This is a genomic window from Bacteroides reticulotermitis JCM 10512, assembly GCF_000517545.1.
Lineage (GTDB): Bacteria > Bacteroidota > Bacteroidia > Bacteroidales > Bacteroidaceae > Bacteroides > Bacteroides reticulotermitis.
In genome coordinates this window covers 40,092-57,424 of record NZ_BAIV01000035.1, presented here as the reverse complement: position 1 = coordinate 57,424, position 17,333 = coordinate 40,092, and the positions used below count along the sequence as shown (strand labels likewise).

Here is a 17,333-nt window from a genome sequence, read left to right as displayed (position 1 = left end):
CTTGCCTGATGGCAGGAATCGAGGTCGCTTATGAATTGAAAGATAAGACTGAGTATATTTTGGCTTCTTCGGCGGAAATTGTTTCGCCGGGATTTACTGAGATCTACGAAAAGTCGTTGCACTATCTTTTCGAGCCGACAGCCAATCTGCCGGATTCGGGAAAACTGTTTTCAATCATATTAATAACCTAACGGGGTATGAATGTTCGGGCACATTCAGCTTGATAAAAACATCCGCGGTGGCTCCATTGGCTACCTATGTGCATGGCCATTGCGACTATTCATTGGCAAATGAACTCGATACTTACCAAAGATTCGGTCGTTCCAGCTTCTCTCACTTGTTTTTCGATTTCGGACATTACTACAGTTCCTTGTTGAATACATCGGATGAAAAAGATGAGTTGACTCGTTTGCTAAGCGACTGTGTTATTTGGAAAGCTGCAACGCCTGCATTTATGAATGATTATGGCGGCTTTCCCATTCGCGAGCACTCCGGATTGACAACATACATCATTCAAGATAGATACCCTATCCTGAATGATGCATATGCTGAATTGAGTTGGAATGCGGATTTTGTTCCGGATGCTTACTAGATAGCCGTTCTTAGTCGCTCTTCAATGCTTGAAGAAGCTGTGGCATCATGGTCCAGATGGTGTTTTCTTCTTGTGCGGTGAAGAAATTACCGTCTACTTCCGACTTATTATCAGTGGCAATCCCATTGCGGATAGCTGCTTTGCCTAGTGGATGTACAGCTACTTTCTTGCCCTGAGTGATGCCGGTCAGGTCGAACATCATGGCGCCTGCGCAATGTCCGATCATTAACTTGCCTCTTTCTCCGAACGTCTTGATCACTTCAAGCAGGTTTACATTGTAGGCTTTGTCGGCGTTATCGCGAAATACTGGAATGGCATCTCCGCAGGCAAATACGAGTGCATCGTATTCATCTTCATGTCCTTTCAGATTGGCTATTACGTCGTCGGCAGACAGGCTGATGCCGGAGTTGGTCCGAATCTCTTTTTGATCGGCCACTGCAAATACTTTATATGAAATACCATTCTCGAAAAAGGCCTCTAAATACTGGAATAATCCGAAACCATTAACCGGATCGACTGCTAAAACAGCAACTCTTTTTGTCATAATTTAAATTATTAAGTGAGACAATAGTTATTTATAGTAAGTTTATTACTTTTGTGCGGCAAATGTATCTTTCTTACCTGAAAGAAACAAGAACGAACTTCATAATAAGAGACTTACGCAAAGGTAACGATTGCTGTAAGTCAGCTAACTACAAAAGGTTAAAGAATGATAAACTTCCATCCGACAGGAAATTGTCCCATAAGAGATGTATTGAGCCGTTTAGGCGATAAATGGTCAATGCTGGTTTTGGTAACTTTGCATACGAACGGTACCATGCGTTTCAGTGATATCCATCGAGCTATCGAAGATATATCTCAGCGTATGCTCACTGTAACATTGCGCACGCTCGAAGCAGATGGTTTGGTAGAGCGGAAAGTCTATGCCGAAGTTCCCCCGCGTGTGGAATATTGCCTTACTGATACAGGCCTTAGTTTAATACCTCATATACAAGGCTTGGTCGATTGGGCACTGAAAAATATGGTTCAGATTATCGATCATCGGAACGCTTAACTCTTTCGATAAACAGACAACTCACTGTCCGCTCAATCATTTGATGTGCTTGCATTAGCCAAAGAGAAAAATGACTGAGTGGACAGTGCGTGTGATTATCTGTCGTTCGACCAATCTATTTGCTTAGAGTAGTACATAACGAGAGCCAGAATAGCGAATAATCCCAAACTACCTGCTAGGAGCGCATAAGTCTCCAACTGTATGAGGATGAATATGTAGGCATATAGCGTACTCAACAATCCGCTAAGTATAAGCGCCGGTTTCTTTTTTCGAATAATACCCAACATATATCCTCCAATCAGTAGCACGGTCAATGCAGCTGATAATAGATAAGCCGGATTGAAGCCGATGTGCTCAGAGAAGGAGAGGAGTAGGCTGTAGAATAAGCAAAGTGCCAATCCCACCAGTAAATACTGAAAAGCGTGAATCTGTGTTTTATTCACAATTTCGCAGAAGAAAGTAACGGTGAAGGTCAACAGTATGATGAGGATTGCATACTTGGCCGTACGTGTAGACTGTTGATACTGTTCGACCGGTATCTTTAAATTAACGCCGAAACTAGAATTCTCAATATCTCTAATGTTGGCTTGGGTGTACTTATTCATCACCTGTGAGTAATTACGGTTTAGGTTCAACACTTGCCATTCGGCGGAGAAGTCCTTTTCAGTTACATCTCGTTGGGCCGGCAAGTAGTTGCCTGTAAAGCTGGGGGTATTCCAATTCGCTTGCAGATTAACCCGGGTTGTTCTACCCAGCGGGATGAAGTGGATGGATTGCGACCCTTTCAGTTTGATTTTTATCTCATAGGGAAGTTTTTGGTTTGTTTTCAGTGCGGATAAGTCGGCAATGGCATGTACGCCCGTATTGCTGATACCTCGATTATCCATACCCGGTTCAAAGACATAGGTCGAATCGCCTAAAGTAATATGCATCTGTTCGCTTATTCCTCTCATATCAGTCAGGTTTAAGCAAATGGCGGCTTTACTCAGCTCCAATTGGCTCATGTCTATTCGGTTTTTGATCAACTCTTCCGCACTGAATGAGCCTTTCAGCGTTAGCTCCGACTGATATACATTGACTTCGTAGGAGCTTCTTTGTAGTATTTGCGTAGTCAGGTTTCCGGTAATCTGTAAGTCATCCGGGAATAAAAGCAAGTTTTCGATGCTTATTTTTTGCTTTTCAATACCTTCTACTACATCCGGATATTGTAAACTCAGGTAAGGTCCGCTGATTGTTTGCGCCAGACTCCACTTTTCGCTTACTTCCATGATGGCTGTTTCTTGTGTCGACTTTCGTTCGCGGATCAAATCCTGAATCATAAACATCGGTATCATCAGCAGAAGAACTAATGCTGCTATGACTACTACTTTGATTGTTTTAGAAAAACGGGTGAGACATCCGGGAAGTTGTTTTTCACCTTCATTCGTTTCTTTGTTTAAATTCTCCATAAAATAGTTATTTAAGTAAGTTGTTAGTTTGATTTTAAGAACTTCTCTAGTGCTTCGATATGGGCTTGAAAGGCTTTTCGTCCCTCTTTAGTCGCTTGGAATGTGGTCCGGGGTTTTCGACCGATGAAGCTTTTATTGCAAGTGATATAGCTCAATTCTTCTAGCGCACGGGTATGGCTAGCCAGATTTCCGTCGGTTAATGAAAGCAGTTCTTTCAAAGCGTTGAAATCCAATTCTTCATTAACCATCAGAACCGCCATGATACCTAGCCGAACTTTGCTCTCGAATGCCTTATTGATATGTTGGAATGCTTCTATCATCGGTTGCTTTTTCTCTCGTAGTGTACATAGAACCAAATACCATATAGTAGGTGGAGGCCGCCAAAGCCGATCGTCCAGAATAAGAGTCCGTGACCGATAAAGAAACAGTCGACAATACCTATGAGTAAGAATCCATAGCCTAGCCAGGCAAAATTAGAATATGTATATTTAGAGGTGTTAACCAATGACAATCCATAAAACAATAGCATAATGGATGAGGTTAGTCCGTAGCTTTTATGCAGTATGAGGGAAAGGCAAAGCAAACCTCCGACTAATAGAGGGAGAGCGAAAGACCATAAAGTACGATAGGTAAGTTTACTGAAGAACTTTTGCTCAATCTTCTTCGCTTTGTAGTATGATAACACAAAGGCGGTGACGATTGAAGCGCCTAATACGACCAGTGCAGTGACTGTTATTTCTTGCAGGGTCAGCCCTGGCGATAATACTTTGGCGACTATAAAGGAGCTGCCAAAGAGTAGATTCCCGCCATTATTGCTGCTAAGCCACTAAAAGAAACGAACTTGGAAGACTTTTCCATTAATTCTTTGATCTCGTTTACCGATGCTAATGCTTTATCTTTATCCATATTAAAAGTACTTTGTACTGCAAAGTAATATAAAAGATTTGAGAAGACCAATTGTTTGATTGATTATTTGCATGAGTGATGCTTAAATTAATTCAGTATGAGTGTTTTATCTGCATAATCTTTCTTGGCAAGAAGATTAACTATTGGTATGTAGCAAATAAAAAGAGAAATGAAATTAGTCAAATGTTTGACTAATTCTTCAGGAATGACTACTTTTGCAGCCTGAAAGGTAAAAAGATGTTTTATGAGAGAAGGAGCAGAGTTTAGAGAACTTATGTTGCAGATTTTTCGAACCCGCATGGCTTTCCGCCGTTCCATGCAATGCACGTTGAAAAAGAATAATGCCGGTATTACATTTGAGATGCTTCAAGTATTGAGTAGCTTGTGGCATGAGCAAGGTATCAGTCAGCAAGTATTGGCCGAACGCACGGCAAAAGATAAAGCGTGTTTGACTAACTTGATGAACAACCTCGAAAAAAAAGGGTATGTTTTCCGCAAAGAAGATCCGACCGATCGCCGTAATAAGCTGGTATTTCTAACTCCGGAGGGAGAAGAGCTGCGCGAACAGATTCGTCCGGTGTTGGATCAGGTTTATGTAAGCGCTGAACATGCTATTGGTACGGTACGTGTTGAGAAAATGCTGGCGGAGCTAAAAGAAGTGCATGATGTCCTTGAAGATTTATAAAGGTTATCGGAGATGCCTCTTGGGTCTCATCTTGGCATACCAACCGGTTGCCGCTCAAACAGATTCATTGTTGCTTACCGTCGATCGACTTTTCGATCGGGGAGTTCAGCATAGCTTGCGACTTCAGGCTGATGATCTGAAAGAGTCGATGGCTAAGGAACGTTTGCAAACCGCCAAAGCGGCACGACTACCCGACATACAGCTTGGTTTGAAAGGAGGAGTACTTGGACAGCCAATTGTTTGGAAGCGCGGAATCACCGATCCGGCTTATCCCGAAGCGCCCGATTGGTCGCAGAACTATGCGGTTGATTTGGTACAGCCGATCTATCAGGGAGGAAAAATACGGAATACGGTACATAAAGCAGATATGGAGAAGCAACTCGCCGCTCTGCAAACATTGACTGATCGGGCGGAAATAAAACTAGCTTTGTTGAGTCAGTATATGGATCTGTTCACTCTTTATAAACAACGTGAAGTGTTGGTGCGAAACATCGAAGAGTCGGAATTGCGCTTGCGTGATATCCGACGCTTGAAGCGGGAAGGGTTGATTACGAATAATGATGTGTTAAGGAGTGAAATGCAACTGACCAATGACCGTTTGTCTCTGCAAGAAACAGAAAATAGTATTGCGCTTGTGTCGCAACAGTTAAACATCCTGATGGGGCAAGAAGAGGATTTGATACTGAAACCCGATACATCTATGCTCTACCCAGTTGTTGCGCTACAATCCTATGATGATTATATCACTCAGGCTTATACAAATGATCCGGAAATGAAGTTGGGACGGGCGATGACCGAACTGGCGCAAAATGAAATCCGGTTGGCTCGAGCTGCTTCGCTTCCCAGTGTGTCTCTCTATGCTTCGAATGCATTGGCTCGTCCGGTTTCTCGTACGTTGGCCGATATGTACAATAATAATTGGAATGTAGGAATTTCGGTTGCGTATTCTCTATCTTCGTTATATAAGAATAATCATAAGGTAAAAGAGAACCGGCTCACGAAATCATTGCGTACGAATGAAGAAGAGCAGAAAATGCAAAGGCTACGCGTAGAAGTACGCACTGCTTTCTTGCGTCACAAAGAGGCTTTGCAACGAGTCGAAGCACTTAAATTATCCATAAGGCAGGCGCAAGAGAATTATCGCATTATGCAGAATCGCTATCTGAATCAATTAGCCATACTGACCGATTTACTCGATGCGAACTCTGTTCGTTTGAATGCGGAATTGCAGTTGGTCACTGCCCGTACTCGTGTGATTTATACTTATTATCAACTTCAGAAGGTTTGTGGATACCTTTAATTAGATTGAACTGATATGGCAAATGCATTGAAGAAAAGACATCAAAAGCTGAAAAAGAGAAGAATTCGCAATATAATTCTGAATGTGGTATGTATTTCTTTGGCTTGTTCGGGGCTTTGGTGGACTGCCGCCTATTTCTGGCGACATATTAATTATGAAATAACAAATGATGCTTTTGTGGATCAATACGTTGCTCCACTGAATATTCGGGCTTCGGGTTATATAAAGGAGATACGTTTTCGGGAACATCAATATGTACATCAGGGAGATACCTTGCTGGTACTTGACAATCGGGAGTATCAAATTAAAGTGAAAGAGGCGGAAGCTTCCTTATTGGACGCGCATGGTTCGCGGGAAGTTCTTCATTCCGGTATTTCGACCTCACAAACAAATGTTACCGTGCAGGAAGCCAATATAGCCGAATCGAAAGCCCGGCTGTGGCAATTGGAGCAGGATTTTCATCGATTTGAACGTTTGTTGAAAGAAGAATCGGTTCCAGAGCAACAATATGAGCAGGCAAAGGCGGCTTATGAGGGTGCGAAGGCACGTTATCAGGCATTGCTTGCCCAGAAACAGGCGGCCTTATCACAATATTCGGAGACTACTAAGAAAACAACGGGAGCGGAGGCAGCGATTCTGCGCAAAGAAGCCGATTTGGATTTGGCAGAGCTGAATTTATCCTACACGGTTCTAACAGCTCCTTATGACGGAATCATGGGGAGGCGAACTATTGAACCGGGGCAATATGTACAAACGGGACAAACTATCTCTTTCTTGGTACGTAGCGATGATAAGTGGATTACGGCCAACTATAAAGAAACACAGATTACCAACATCTATATCGGGCAGCAGGTACGTGTTAAAATAGACGCTATGCCGGGAAAGCTCTTTTATGGTGCGGTCACTGCGATATCCGGAGCTACCGGATCTAAATATTCTCTCGTTCCTACTGATAACTCTGCCGGAAACTTTGTGAAAGTACAGCAGCGCATTCCTGTGCGAATAGACTTGAATGATGTAAGTCCGGATGAAATGGCTCAATTACGAGCTGGAATGATGGTCGAAACGGAGGCTTTGCGTCGATGAGTATCCTGAAAAGACTGGAGCTCCCGTACGACAATGGGTGCCCGACTGGCTTGGCATACTTTGCATCTTCATGGTTATTCTTCCCGTGATTATGTTGAACGGTTCGTATACCGGTAGTATGCTCGAAGTCTCGAATACCTTGGGTACGAATTCCGAGGATATTACGATGGGCTATTATGCGGCTTCGGCGGGTATGGCTATCGCTTATCCCATTATCCCTAAAGTATTGGCCGCTTTCTCTGTCAAACATCTGCTGTTGATCGATTTGGTCTTGCAGTTTTTCCTGAGTTGGATTTGTGCGCGTACGCAAAACGTTGATATCTTGATTATCTGTAGTTTTGTTATCGGATTCTTGAAAGGTTTTCTCATGCTGTGGTTTATTCGGTATGCGCAAAAGATCTTTAGTCCACAAAACGTCCGAAGCGAATTTTATTCCTATTTCTATCCGTTGGTCTATGGTGGCGGACAAGCTTCTATGTTGATTACCGCTCAGTTAGCATACCACTACAATTGGAAGTACATGTATTACTTCATGATGCTTCTGATCCTGGTTTCCATTGTGTTTGTGATTATTTGTTTCCGACACAATCGCCCTACGCGAACCATACCTTTGGCCGATCTGCATATTCGCGAAATGCTGGTTATATCAACGGGATTACTGATGTTGATGTACGTCATCAATTATGGTAAGATGCTCGATTGGATGGCTTCTACTAAGATCTGTGTCTATATTGTGATAGCCCCTGCATTGATTGCTCTATTTATTTGGATTCAATATCATTCGGATACTCCCTATGTCAACTTGGCTCCTCTGTATCAACCCAAGGCGATTATCGGCTATTTCTATATGATGCTCATCATGTTCTTTAGTAGTTCGACCACCTTGCTGACTAACTACCTGAGCGTGATTCTGAAAGTTGATAATACGCATACATATTCCCTGTATATCTATTTATTGCCTGGTATATACTGGGAGCTGTCATCTGTTTCTGGTGGTTTCGCTGGCAGCGCTGGCGCTTCCGTTTCCTGATTGCCGGTGGGATGGGATGTTTTGTGATATTCTTCGGCATTCTTTATTTGGGTATTTCGCCGGATAGTACATACGAGATGTTATATCTGCCTATCTTTTTCCGTGGATTAGGGATGCTGACCCTTATCATTGCCTTTGCTTTGTTCGCTGTGGAAGACTTGAATCCGAAGTTCCTATTGTCGAATGCTTTCTTTCTGATAATCTTTCGATCGGTACTTTCGCCTATTATGGCTACTTCTTTTTATAGCAATACGCTGTATCGGTTGCAACAAAAGTATATGTATTCCTTGTCGGAGTCTGTGACTGCAGTAGATCCGTTGGCGGCATCCCGTTATCATCAGGCTTTGCAGACGGCTCTTACGGGAGGAAAGGGTAGTGATGAGGCTGCACAGTTGGCAACAAATACGCTCTATGCTACCTTGCAACAGCAAAGCTTACTGCTTGCACTGAAAGAGATTTTTGGCTATTTGCTAGTCATCTCGATTGTTATAGCTGTTGTCTCACGTTTTATCCCGTTTCATAAAACAATCCGCGTTACCTTTGCTAAGACAGGCGACGATATGGTTTAAAATCCTTTCCATTATCGACCTGTGTAAACAAGAAGAGCCGGAGCAATTATAAGAAATCGTTCCGGCTCTGTTTTATATTAATCGAATGGAATTTATAAAGTAACCCCTGTTTTGAAGATGGCTATTTCACGATATCCTTTCTTTTCATTATTCACAAACTCACCACTGGCCACTTTGATGATGTAGTCAATGAAGTGTTCGCAAGTTTTCTCCATCGTTTCGTTTTCTACGATCACTCCGGCGTTGAAATCAATCCATCCCGGTTTGTTCTTTGCCAAGGTGGAATTGGTTGAAATCTTCATAGTCGGTACAAATGTGCCGAAAGGAGTACCACGTCCGGTAGTAAACAATACCATGTGACAGCCGCAGGCAGCCAATGCAGTCGAGGCAACCAAGTCATTTCCCGGTGCGGATAGCAGGTTTAAACCTTTTGTTTCCAAACGTTCGCCGTAAGGCATAACGCCTGCTACATAGCTTTTACCACATTTTTGTGTACATCCCAATGCTTTCTCTTCCAGTGTAGAGATTCCACCTGCTTTGTTTCCCGGAGATGGGTTTTCACCAACGGGCTCATTATGCGATAGGAAGTATTCTTTAAAGTCATTGATCAGGTGTACTGTTTGATCGAACAGGCCCTTATCCAAACAACGGTTCATTAGAATCGTCTCTGCACCAAACATTTCAGGAACTTCGGTCAGTACACTTGTACCTCCCTGAGCAATCAGGAAGTCGGAGAACATACCCAACAGAGGGTTAGCGGTAATACCCGAGAAACCGTCGGAACCACCACACTTCAATCCTACACGTAGTTCGGCCAAAGGTACATCCGTACGTTCGTCGGTTTTCACTTTGTCGTACAATTCGCGGAGAAGTTCCATGCCTTCTTCATATTCATCGCCCACTTTTTGTGTTACCATGAATTTTACACGATCCTTATCGTAGTCACCCAAGAATTCGCGGAACACATCCGGTTGGTTGTTTTCGCAACCCAGACCGACTACCAATACAGCGCCGGCATTCGGGTGAAGAACCATATCGCGGAGAATCTTTTTCGTATTCTCATGGTCATCTCCCAATTGTGAGCAACCGTAGTTGTGTGGATAAGCTACAATCGCGTCTACGTTCTTACCTTCGGTTTCACGGCGTAAGCCTTCGGCAAGTTGGTTAATAATTCCATTCACACAGCCTACAGTCGGGATGATCCAGATTTCATTTCTAACTCCTACGGCACCATTCTTGCGGCGATAGCCTTTGAATGTTAGGTCTTGGTGAGGGATATCCAACGAAACTTTTACCGGATTGTATGTATAATCCAGTAGTCCCGCAAGGTTTGTCTTTATATTCGACTCATTCATCCATTCGCCTTGCTTTTTGCTTTTCAAAGCATGACCGATGGGGTAACCGTATTTGATAACGTTTTCACCTTCGGCAAAATCTTTAAGAGCAAATTTATGACCGGCTGGAATATCTTCGTTTAATGTAATCTCAATACCATCTATGGATAGATGCTCTCCTGCCGGGAGGTTAACAATGGCAACGGCTACGTTGTCGGCAGGATTGATTTTTAAATACTTTGTTTCCATATAACTTGTTTGTAGTTAATTTATTACTTGCTATGATAATAATCAATTGTTTCAGCAGTTAGTAAGTCAATAGGCATATAATTAATACTGGTAACCTCTTTCTTGAAAATGAGATGGTCGCACAGTGATTTAATGCCGTTGAAACCTTGTAATTCGGGTTGTTGAGCAATCAGAAAAGAAACACTTCCTTCCTTTAGGCAGGTCACATTCCGTTCTAGTAAATCGTAGCCGATCAGCTTAAATTCCGTTCGCTTGCGATTCCGTAAATACTCACCGATAATAAATGCCTTGGAGTTAAATGTAATTCCGTTGTTAACCGTAGGGTGAGCACGGAAAAAATCGTCCAACATTTGATTGTCCCCATCATTGCTTTCGGCGCGCAAATCGAGTTCCAATATATTACATGACGGATGATACTCTTTCATGTACTGTCTAAATCCGATTTCTCTGTTCTCTTGCTGGTTCGAGCCGACAATACCTTCGTGTATCTTTCTGAATATCACGATTTCTTTCTCGTCTCTGGCTAGCAGCATCAACATCCGGGCGGCAAAGTATCCGCTTTGGCGAGAGTTCTGACCGTAGTAGGCTAAAGCAGCCGTATCTTTGATGTTGGAGTCTATATATATATAAGGTATATGCTGCTCATTGAGTCTGCCTATAAAATTCCGAGTATATTGAGGTGCAGTAGGAGCCATCATAATCCCGTCCGGTTCTTGGGCTAAGATCTCTTCGCTGGAAGCAGCGAACGAACGGTAGTCATACGGGTCGTAATAGCAGATTTTGACTGATGTGTTGAAGTCCGAGTAAGTCTCTACGGCTTCATTGATACCTTCTTCTACGGCAGTCCAATATTCACCGGCCAGATGTCGGGGCAATAAGCACCCAAATAGGTACTTCTTGTTGGAAGCAAGCGCACTGGCATACATGTTAGGCTGATAGTCTAACTGTTTGAGTATCTCTTCCACTCGTTTTTTACTCACTTCCGACACACCGCTTCGCCCATGTATTACACGGTCTACTGTGCCGACTGAGACGTTTGCCAGTCGGGCAATATCTTTAATTCTGATTCGTTCAGGCAACTTATTCATATCACTACCTTCGTTTATATACCGTTTTGTGCTCGAACACAATGATAAACTTATTTTTTTCGACACAAATATATAACAATTTTTGTAATTACGAAAATTATTGTATCTTTGTGCCCGCACACGGTGATTATGTGATTTGTGTTTTATATCAATTATCTATCATGTAATCAATGCATTATGCCTAAAATAGGTGTAAAATGATAAATTGAAAGTTAACAATATTAATTACTTGTATTTTTAAAACATAGAATTATGAGAAAGAAAGTCGTTACATTAGGTGAAATCATGTTGAGATTGTCAACTCCGGGCAATACCCGTTTTGTTCAATCTGATTCTTTTGATGTTGTGTATGGTGGTGGCGAAGCGAACGTAGCAGTGAGTTGCGCAAACTATGGACATGATGCCTACTTTGTAACTAAATTGCCCAAACACGAAATTGGACAGTCAGCCGTTAATGCTTTGCGCAAATATGGTGTGAATACGGATTTTATTGTTCGTGGTGGTGACCGTGTAGGTATTTATTTTTTGGAAACCGGTGCTTCGATGCGTCCTAGCAAGGTAGTTTATGACCGTGCTAACTCTTCTATCGCAGAAGCTGATATTGCTGATTTCGATTTTGATGCAATCATGAAAGGTGCTGATTGGTTCCATTGGTCGGGTATTACTCCAGCTATCTCCGATAAAGCTGCTGAATTGACTCGTCTGGCTTGTGAAGCTGCAAAGCGTAATGGTGTAACTGTTTCTGTGGATTTGAACTTCCGTAAGAAACTGTGGACAAAGGAAAAGGCACAATCTATTATGAAGCCTTTGATGGAATATGTTGATGTATGTATCGGTAATGAAGAAGATGCTGAACTTTGTCTGGGATTCAAACCGGATTCGAATGTAGAAGCAGGTCATACAGATGCTGAAGGCTATAAAGGCATTTTCCAACAAATGATGAAAGAATTCAATTTCAAATATGTGATCTCTACACTTCGTGAATCATTCTCTGCTAGCCACAACGGTTGGAAAGCGATGATTTATGACGGAAAAGAATTCTATATGTCTACTCGTTATGACGTTGAACCGATTGTTGACCGTGTAGGTGGTGGTGATTCATTCGCAGGTGGTGTAATCCACGGCTTGATGACTAAAGCTACTCAGGGTGAAGCTCTTGAGTTTGCTGTTGCTGCTTCTGCATTGAAGCATACAATCAATGGTGACTTTAACCTTGTTTCAATAGAAGAGGTAGAAGCACTTGCCGGAGGAGATGCCAGCGGACGTGTACAACGTTAATAGAATACTAAAAACAATCGTTTAAATAGAAGAGAAATGGCTAAATTCGATAAAATAGCAGTCTTAAATAAGATTGGCTCAACAGGCATGGTTCCTGTTTTCTATCACAAGGATGCAGAAGTTGCAAAGAAAGTAGTAAAAGCTTGTTATGACGGTGGAGTTCGTGCTTTCGAATTCACGAACCGTGGTGACTTCGCTCAGGAAGTATTTGCTGAAATCGTAAAGTTTGCTGCAAAAGAATGTCCTGAAATGGCTATTGGTATCGGTTCTATTGTTGATCCGGCTACTGCTGCTCTATACTTGCAGTTAGGTGCCTGTTTCGTAGTAGGCCCATTGTTCAATCCTGAAATTGCTAAGGTATGTAACCGTCGTCTGGTAGCTTATACTCCGGGCTGTGGATCTGTATCTGAAGTTGGTTTCGCACAGGAAGTGGGTTGCGATCTTTGCAAAGTATTCCCGGGTGATGTATACGGTCCTAACTTTGTGAAAGGCTTAATGGCTCCAATGTCATGGTCTAAGCTAATGGTTACAGGCGGTGTAGAACCTACCAAAGAAAACCTAACCGCTTGGATTAAAGCAGGTGTATTCTGTGTAGGTATGGGCTCTAAGTTGTTCCCGAATGATAAGGTAGCAGCTGAAGATTGGGCTTATGTAACAGCAAAATGCGAAGAGGCTCTCGGCTATATTGTTGAAGCTCGCAAAAAATAAGAAAAAGGAAGAGGCTGATTCTCTCAGCCTCTTTCAAATATGCCTCTAAGGGTTAGTTAGTTTGTTAGTACAGAGGCATATTTTTCATTTTGTTTAAAGGTGTTTTAAAGGGGACAGGCCATTGAAATGAGCAATCATTTTGATGGCTTGTTTTGTTACCCCCATATAATAAGGCGTACAAAGTTAAACAAAAAACAAGTTGTGGAGGTGATTACTTTACTCTTTTTTGTTAGTGGGAGTTCTTTGACCGGGTTTCTCTCTTTTTCTGCCGGTGGTTGAATATGTATAAAGGCAATAGGATGAGTAGCATACAGAAGAAGCTAATAAGTGGCAGATAGCGGTTGTAGGTATAATCTTCTTCTTGGGTAGAGCGGTTGGTCAGGCAAGAAAAACAAGCGCATTGGAGATCGCCTGATAGTGATGAATAGCACTGAAAATGAAAATCAGGATGCAGATGAGCATGGCGACGATTACCAAACATATATTTCTTTGGTAATGTGTCGGCTTCTTCTGAATTTTGTGCGACTGACTCATTGTCATATATTACTTTATTTCCTATGCAAAAATAGGAGTCAGCCGAAGGAGAAGCAATACCTAGAAAAGATGAAATGCACTTTATGCGAATACTTATATCTAGGTATTGGCGTCAAGCCGATTGATGAATTTAGCGGATAAAACCAATGATAACCTCGAAATAAGGTATCAAATTTCTATTATCAATAATGAAAATCATCATTAATAGTGATTGGCTGTTAAAAGAATAGTTTGTAACTTTGCCGACTGAAAAAATAAAAGAAGAGGTGAAACGACTGCTATTGCAATCCATGCGCTACTTTCTGCCGATACTTTTTGTATCTTATATGGCAAGCATTACTTTCTTTGGTCACGTGCATGTGGTCAACGGAGTGGTGGTAGTTCACTCGCACCCCTTTAAGAAGTCGGCAAATCACCAACACTCCACAGTTGAATTGCAACTGATTCACTTCCTTTCCATTCTGACTGTTGATGATCTTCCGCCAACTCTATCTATTGCTCAATTTATTCCTAGCTTACTATTTACATTACTAGATAATTGCCAATCTCTAAGTTGTCACGCTCCCTATCATGGAGTAGTGGGATTAAGGGCTCCTCCGGCTATTCATTTTCTGTAACTCAAGAACACAGATATGAGCCATCATTCATTAGGATGGCACTGGATATATCTGACTTTCATATCTATATTTTACGAAAACGAATAAGAACGAAAAATGAAACAATACATATTTTCGCTTCTCTTTCTGTGTTGTGCATTATTGCCTGCATTGGAAGGAAAAGCAGCTCTTCCTGAACAGCCGGAGTTACGTAAGTCGGACGCTAACATTATGGGGCATATTTTGGATAAAAAGACTCAGGAACACTTGCCTTACATAACTATATCTTTAAAAGGAACGACCATCGGTACAGTGACTGATGCTACAGGTCATTACTTTCTGAAAAATCTACCCGAAGGAAACTTTGTACTTGTAGTCAGTTGTGTGGGATATAAAACCGTAAGTCGCAATGTTACTTTGAAAAAAGGGCGTACGTTGGAAGAAGATTTTGAAATCGAAGAAGATGCCGTATCACTCGATGGGGTAGTAGTATCCGCCAATCGGAACGAAACGACACGCCGTATGGCTCCTACACTTGTGAACGTGGTAGACTTGAAGATATTTGAGAATACCAATTCTACAACACTTGCCCAAGGGTTGAGCTTTCAGCCGGGTGTACGTGTAGAGTCCAACTGTCAGAACTGCGGATTCCAACAAGTACGTATCAATGGTTTGGACGGGCCTTATACCCAGATTCTACTCGATTCCCGTCCGATCTTTAGTGCGCTTTCCGGTGTGTATGGAATCGAGCAGATTCCTGCCAGTATGATTGAACGTGTGGAAGTGATGCGTGGTGGAGGATCCGCTTTGTTCGGTTCATCTGCCATTGCCGGAACGATTAACATTATAACTAAAGAGCCGATCCGCAACTCAGGCATGTTGTCGCATACCATTACCGGTATAGGCGACGGAGATGCTTTCGACAACAGTACGGCTTTAAACGCGTCTCTGGTGACAGACGATCAGCGTGCCGGACTCTATATCTTCGGACAGAATCGGCACCGTGCAGCTTACGATCATGATGGTGACGGATACTCGGAACTGCCCAAGCTACACGGACAAACAGTCGGCTTTCGTTCCTACCTGAAAACGACTACCTACTCGAAGTTTACTCTTGAGTACCATCATATGGAAGAGTTCCGTAGGGGAGGCGACTTGTTGAATCGTCCGCCTCATGAAGCCAATGTAGCCGAACAGACCGAACACTCTATTAATGGTGGAGGCTTAAAGTTCGATTATTATTCTCCTGATGCCAAACATCGCTTTAATGTATTTACATCGGCCCAACACATCAATCGGGATAGTTATTATGGGGGAGGACAAGATCCGAACGCTTATGGTAACACAACCGATCTGAACTGGATGGCAGGATCTCAGTATGTGTATAGCTTCGACAAATGCATCTTTTTACCGTCCGATCTGACTGTCGGAATCGAGTATAATCAAGACCGATTGAAGGACAATATGTGGGGCTACAACCGGGAGACGAATCAAAACGTGAACATTTACAGTGCTTTCCTACAGAATGAATGGAAGAACGATCATTGGGGATTTCTGCTCGGTGGCCGCTTTGATAAGCACAACCTGATCGATCATCTCATTTTTAGCCCACGGGCTAACCTACGTTACAATCCAACGAAAGACATTAATCTTCGGTTGAGTTATTCATCCGGCTTCCGTGCTCCACAAGCTTTTGATGAAGACTTGCACATCGAAAATGTGGGTGGTAATGTGGCGATGATCGAGTTGGCACATGATTTGAAAGAAGAAAAGTCACAGAGCCTGAGTCTTTCCGCCGATATATATCAGCGTTTTGGTGCGTTTCAGGTTAACTTCCTGGTAGAAGGATTCTATACGAAACTATCGGATGTGTTCTCTCTTACAGATGGCGAAGTAGTTGATGGTATTTTGAAACGTACTCGTATCAATGCACCCGGCGCCCGTGTAATGGGATTGACGCTGGAAGGAAAGATGGCTTATCTGAATAAATTCCAACTACAACTTGGAGCAACGTTGCAACAGAGCCATTATGACGAAGCGCATGAATGGAATCCGGACGCTCCGAAGGTGAAGAAGATGATGCGCACGCCAAATACGTACGGTTATTTCACGGCTACGTATACCCCGATCAAGCCGTTGTCTATCGCGCTATCCGGTACCTATACCGGTTCCATGTTGGTGCCGCATGAAGCTGTTCCGAATTATATTGAGAAGCCGATTACGGTTGATACCAAAGACTTCTTCGATATGGGTGTGAAGCTGGCTTATGATTTCAAACTATACAAATCGGTGGCTTTGCAGGTGAATGCGGGTGTACAAAACATCTTCAACGCATTTCAGGATGACTTCGATAAAGGTCCCGACCGCGACTCCGGATATATGTATGGACCTCTTTGCCGAGAAGCTTTTTTGCCGGGGTAAAGATCAGCTATTAAACCTTTATGACCGCAAAGTCGTTATATCATATGGGCCCTCTGAGTCCGAAGCAATTTTGCTATATGGTTTATAACTAACAAATGAAACAATTGTATCTCAATATAATGAAGTGTTTCTTGCCTGTACTATTCGTATCGTACATGGCAGGAATCACTTTGTTTACTCACTCCCATGTGGTGAACGGAGTTACAATTGTCCATTCGCATCCATTTAAAAAAGGTAGCCAACACTCTCATACGACTGTTGAGTTCCAACTGATTCACTTGTTGAATCATGTGTTGGTGACGGATAGCGGAATAACTCCTCTATTCACGGCTGCTGTTCTGACTATTCTCTGTATTATCATTACCCGTCCGCGCGAAGTACGCTATAAAGTTTCTTGTCCGGGTATAATTTCTCTTCGAGCACCTCCTGTCGTTTAGTCCGAAGGCCGAACAGCC

At 42.6% G+C, this 17,333-nt stretch carries 16 protein-coding genes and 3 pseudogenes; 12 read left to right on the top strand and 7 right to left on the bottom strand.

Translation table 11 applies throughout. The annotated features are described in order from the left end of the window. Positions 1-191: clostripain-related cysteine peptidase (locus JCM10512_RS21625; protein ID WP_244437288.1), on the top strand; the 191-nt coding region annotated here is incomplete at its 5' end. A 47-nt stretch (positions 192-238) separates the two neighbouring features. After that, entirely contained in the window at positions 239-592 is a 354-nt protein-coding gene (locus JCM10512_RS21620) for a hypothetical protein (protein WP_052517286.1), read from the top strand. A 10-nt stretch (positions 593-602) separates the two neighbouring features. On the opposite strand, the gene JCM10512_RS18070 is transcribed toward JCM10512_RS21620, so the two are convergent. Then, complete coding sequence (locus JCM10512_RS18070; protein WP_044165114.1) at positions 603-1,136, bottom strand: DJ-1/PfpI family protein; 534 nt, start codon at positions 1,134-1,136, stop codon at positions 603-605. A gap of 165 nt (positions 1,137-1,301) precedes the next feature. Here JCM10512_RS18070 and JCM10512_RS18065 point away from each other — a divergent pair, with 165 nt between their 5' ends. Then, entirely contained in the window at positions 1,302-1,646 is a 345-nt protein-coding gene (locus JCM10512_RS18065; protein WP_044165112.1) for a winged helix-turn-helix transcriptional regulator, read from the top strand. 95 nt (positions 1,647-1,741) lie between these two features. Here JCM10512_RS18065 and creD read toward each other — a convergent pair whose 3' ends face one another. The 4 genes and pseudogenes from creD to JCM10512_RS25160 all read right to left on the bottom strand — a co-directional run bounded on the left by creD (position 1,742) and on the right by JCM10512_RS25160 (position 4,000). Continuing rightward, complete coding sequence (gene creD, locus JCM10512_RS18060; RefSeq protein ID WP_044165111.1) at positions 1,742-3,094, bottom strand: cell envelope integrity protein CreD; 1,353 nt, start codon at positions 3,092-3,094, stop codon at positions 1,742-1,744. Between the two features lie 23 nt (positions 3,095-3,117). Beyond that, positions 3,118-3,414, bottom strand: a complete 297-nt coding sequence (locus tag JCM10512_RS18055; protein WP_044165109.1) for a winged helix-turn-helix domain-containing protein — start codon at positions 3,412-3,414, stop codon at positions 3,118-3,120. Next, a pseudogene (locus tag JCM10512_RS18050) lies at positions 3,411-3,818 on the bottom strand (hypothetical protein); the annotation flags it as partial. The pseudogene JCM10512_RS18050 and the gene JCM10512_RS18055, both read right to left, overlap by 4 nt. A 50-nt stretch (positions 3,819-3,868) precedes the next feature. Then, positions 3,869-4,000 carry a hypothetical protein gene (locus tag JCM10512_RS25160; RefSeq protein WP_439644386.1) on the bottom strand — a complete coding sequence of 44 codons (132 nt, stop codon included), beginning with the start codon at positions 3,998-4,000 and terminating at the stop codon, positions 3,869-3,871. A gap of 244 nt (positions 4,001-4,244) precedes the next feature. Here JCM10512_RS25160 and JCM10512_RS18045 point away from each other — a divergent pair, with 244 nt between their 5' ends. The 4 genes and pseudogenes from JCM10512_RS18045 (at position 4,245) to JCM10512_RS18030 (ending at position 8,670) form a co-directional block, all read left to right on the top strand. Then, positions 4,245-4,685 (top strand): MarR family winged helix-turn-helix transcriptional regulator, encoded by a 441-nt coding sequence (locus JCM10512_RS18045; RefSeq protein WP_044165108.1) that lies wholly within the window; start codon positions 4,245-4,247, stop codon positions 4,683-4,685. Next, positions 4,666-5,985 carry a TolC family protein gene (locus tag JCM10512_RS18040; protein WP_044165105.1) on the top strand — a complete coding sequence of 440 codons (1,320 nt, stop codon included), beginning with the start codon at positions 4,666-4,668 and terminating at the stop codon, positions 5,983-5,985. The genes JCM10512_RS18045 and JCM10512_RS18040 overlap by 20 nt, the downstream gene beginning before the upstream one ends. 15 nt (positions 5,986-6,000) lie before the next feature. Continuing rightward, positions 6,001-7,071 (top strand): HlyD family secretion protein, encoded by a 1,071-nt coding sequence (locus JCM10512_RS18035; RefSeq protein WP_044165104.1) that lies wholly within the window; start codon positions 6,001-6,003, stop codon positions 7,069-7,071. A 37-nt stretch (positions 7,072-7,108) separates the two neighbouring features. After that, positions 7,109-8,670: pseudogene (locus JCM10512_RS18030) on the top strand (MFS transporter). Between the two features lie 92 nt (positions 8,671-8,762). Here the strand turns inward: JCM10512_RS18030 and JCM10512_RS18025 are convergent. Further along, positions 8,763-10,253 (bottom strand): UxaA family hydrolase, encoded by a 1,491-nt coding sequence (locus JCM10512_RS18025; RefSeq protein ID WP_044165102.1) that lies wholly within the window; start codon positions 10,251-10,253, stop codon positions 8,763-8,765. Between the two features lie 23 nt (positions 10,254-10,276). Next, on the bottom strand, positions 10,277-11,341 hold the full coding sequence (locus JCM10512_RS18020) for a LacI family DNA-binding transcriptional regulator (RefSeq protein ID WP_044165119.1): 1,065 nt from the start codon (positions 11,339-11,341) through the stop codon (positions 10,277-10,279). A gap of 252 nt (positions 11,342-11,593) precedes the next feature. Between JCM10512_RS18020 and JCM10512_RS18015 the strand changes: the two genes are divergently transcribed. The 5 genes and pseudogenes from JCM10512_RS18015 (at position 11,594) to JCM10512_RS22150 (ending at position 17,315) form a co-directional block, all read left to right on the top strand. Next, positions 11,594-12,619 (top strand): sugar kinase, encoded by a 1,026-nt coding sequence (locus JCM10512_RS18015; RefSeq protein ID WP_044165100.1) that lies wholly within the window; start codon positions 11,594-11,596, stop codon positions 12,617-12,619. Between the two features lie 36 nt (positions 12,620-12,655). After that, positions 12,656-13,327, top strand: a complete 672-nt coding sequence (locus JCM10512_RS18010; RefSeq protein WP_044165098.1) for a bifunctional 4-hydroxy-2-oxoglutarate aldolase/2-dehydro-3-deoxy-phosphogluconate aldolase — start codon at positions 12,656-12,658, stop codon at positions 13,325-13,327. Positions 13,328-14,151: 824 nt separating this feature from the next. Then, on the top strand, positions 14,152-14,478 hold the full coding sequence (locus tag JCM10512_RS22155; RefSeq protein ID WP_500778531.1) for a DUF8478 family putative metalloprotein: 327 nt from the start codon (positions 14,152-14,154) through the stop codon (positions 14,476-14,478). Between the two features lie 96 nt (positions 14,479-14,574). After that, a pseudogene (locus tag JCM10512_RS18000) lies at positions 14,575-16,892 on the top strand (TonB-dependent receptor). 81 nt (positions 16,893-16,973) lie between these two features. Further along, positions 16,974-17,315, top strand: a complete 342-nt coding sequence (locus JCM10512_RS22150) for a DUF8478 family putative metalloprotein (protein WP_081741453.1) — start codon at positions 16,974-16,976, stop codon at positions 17,313-17,315. Positions 17,316-17,333 lie beyond the last annotated feature (18 nt).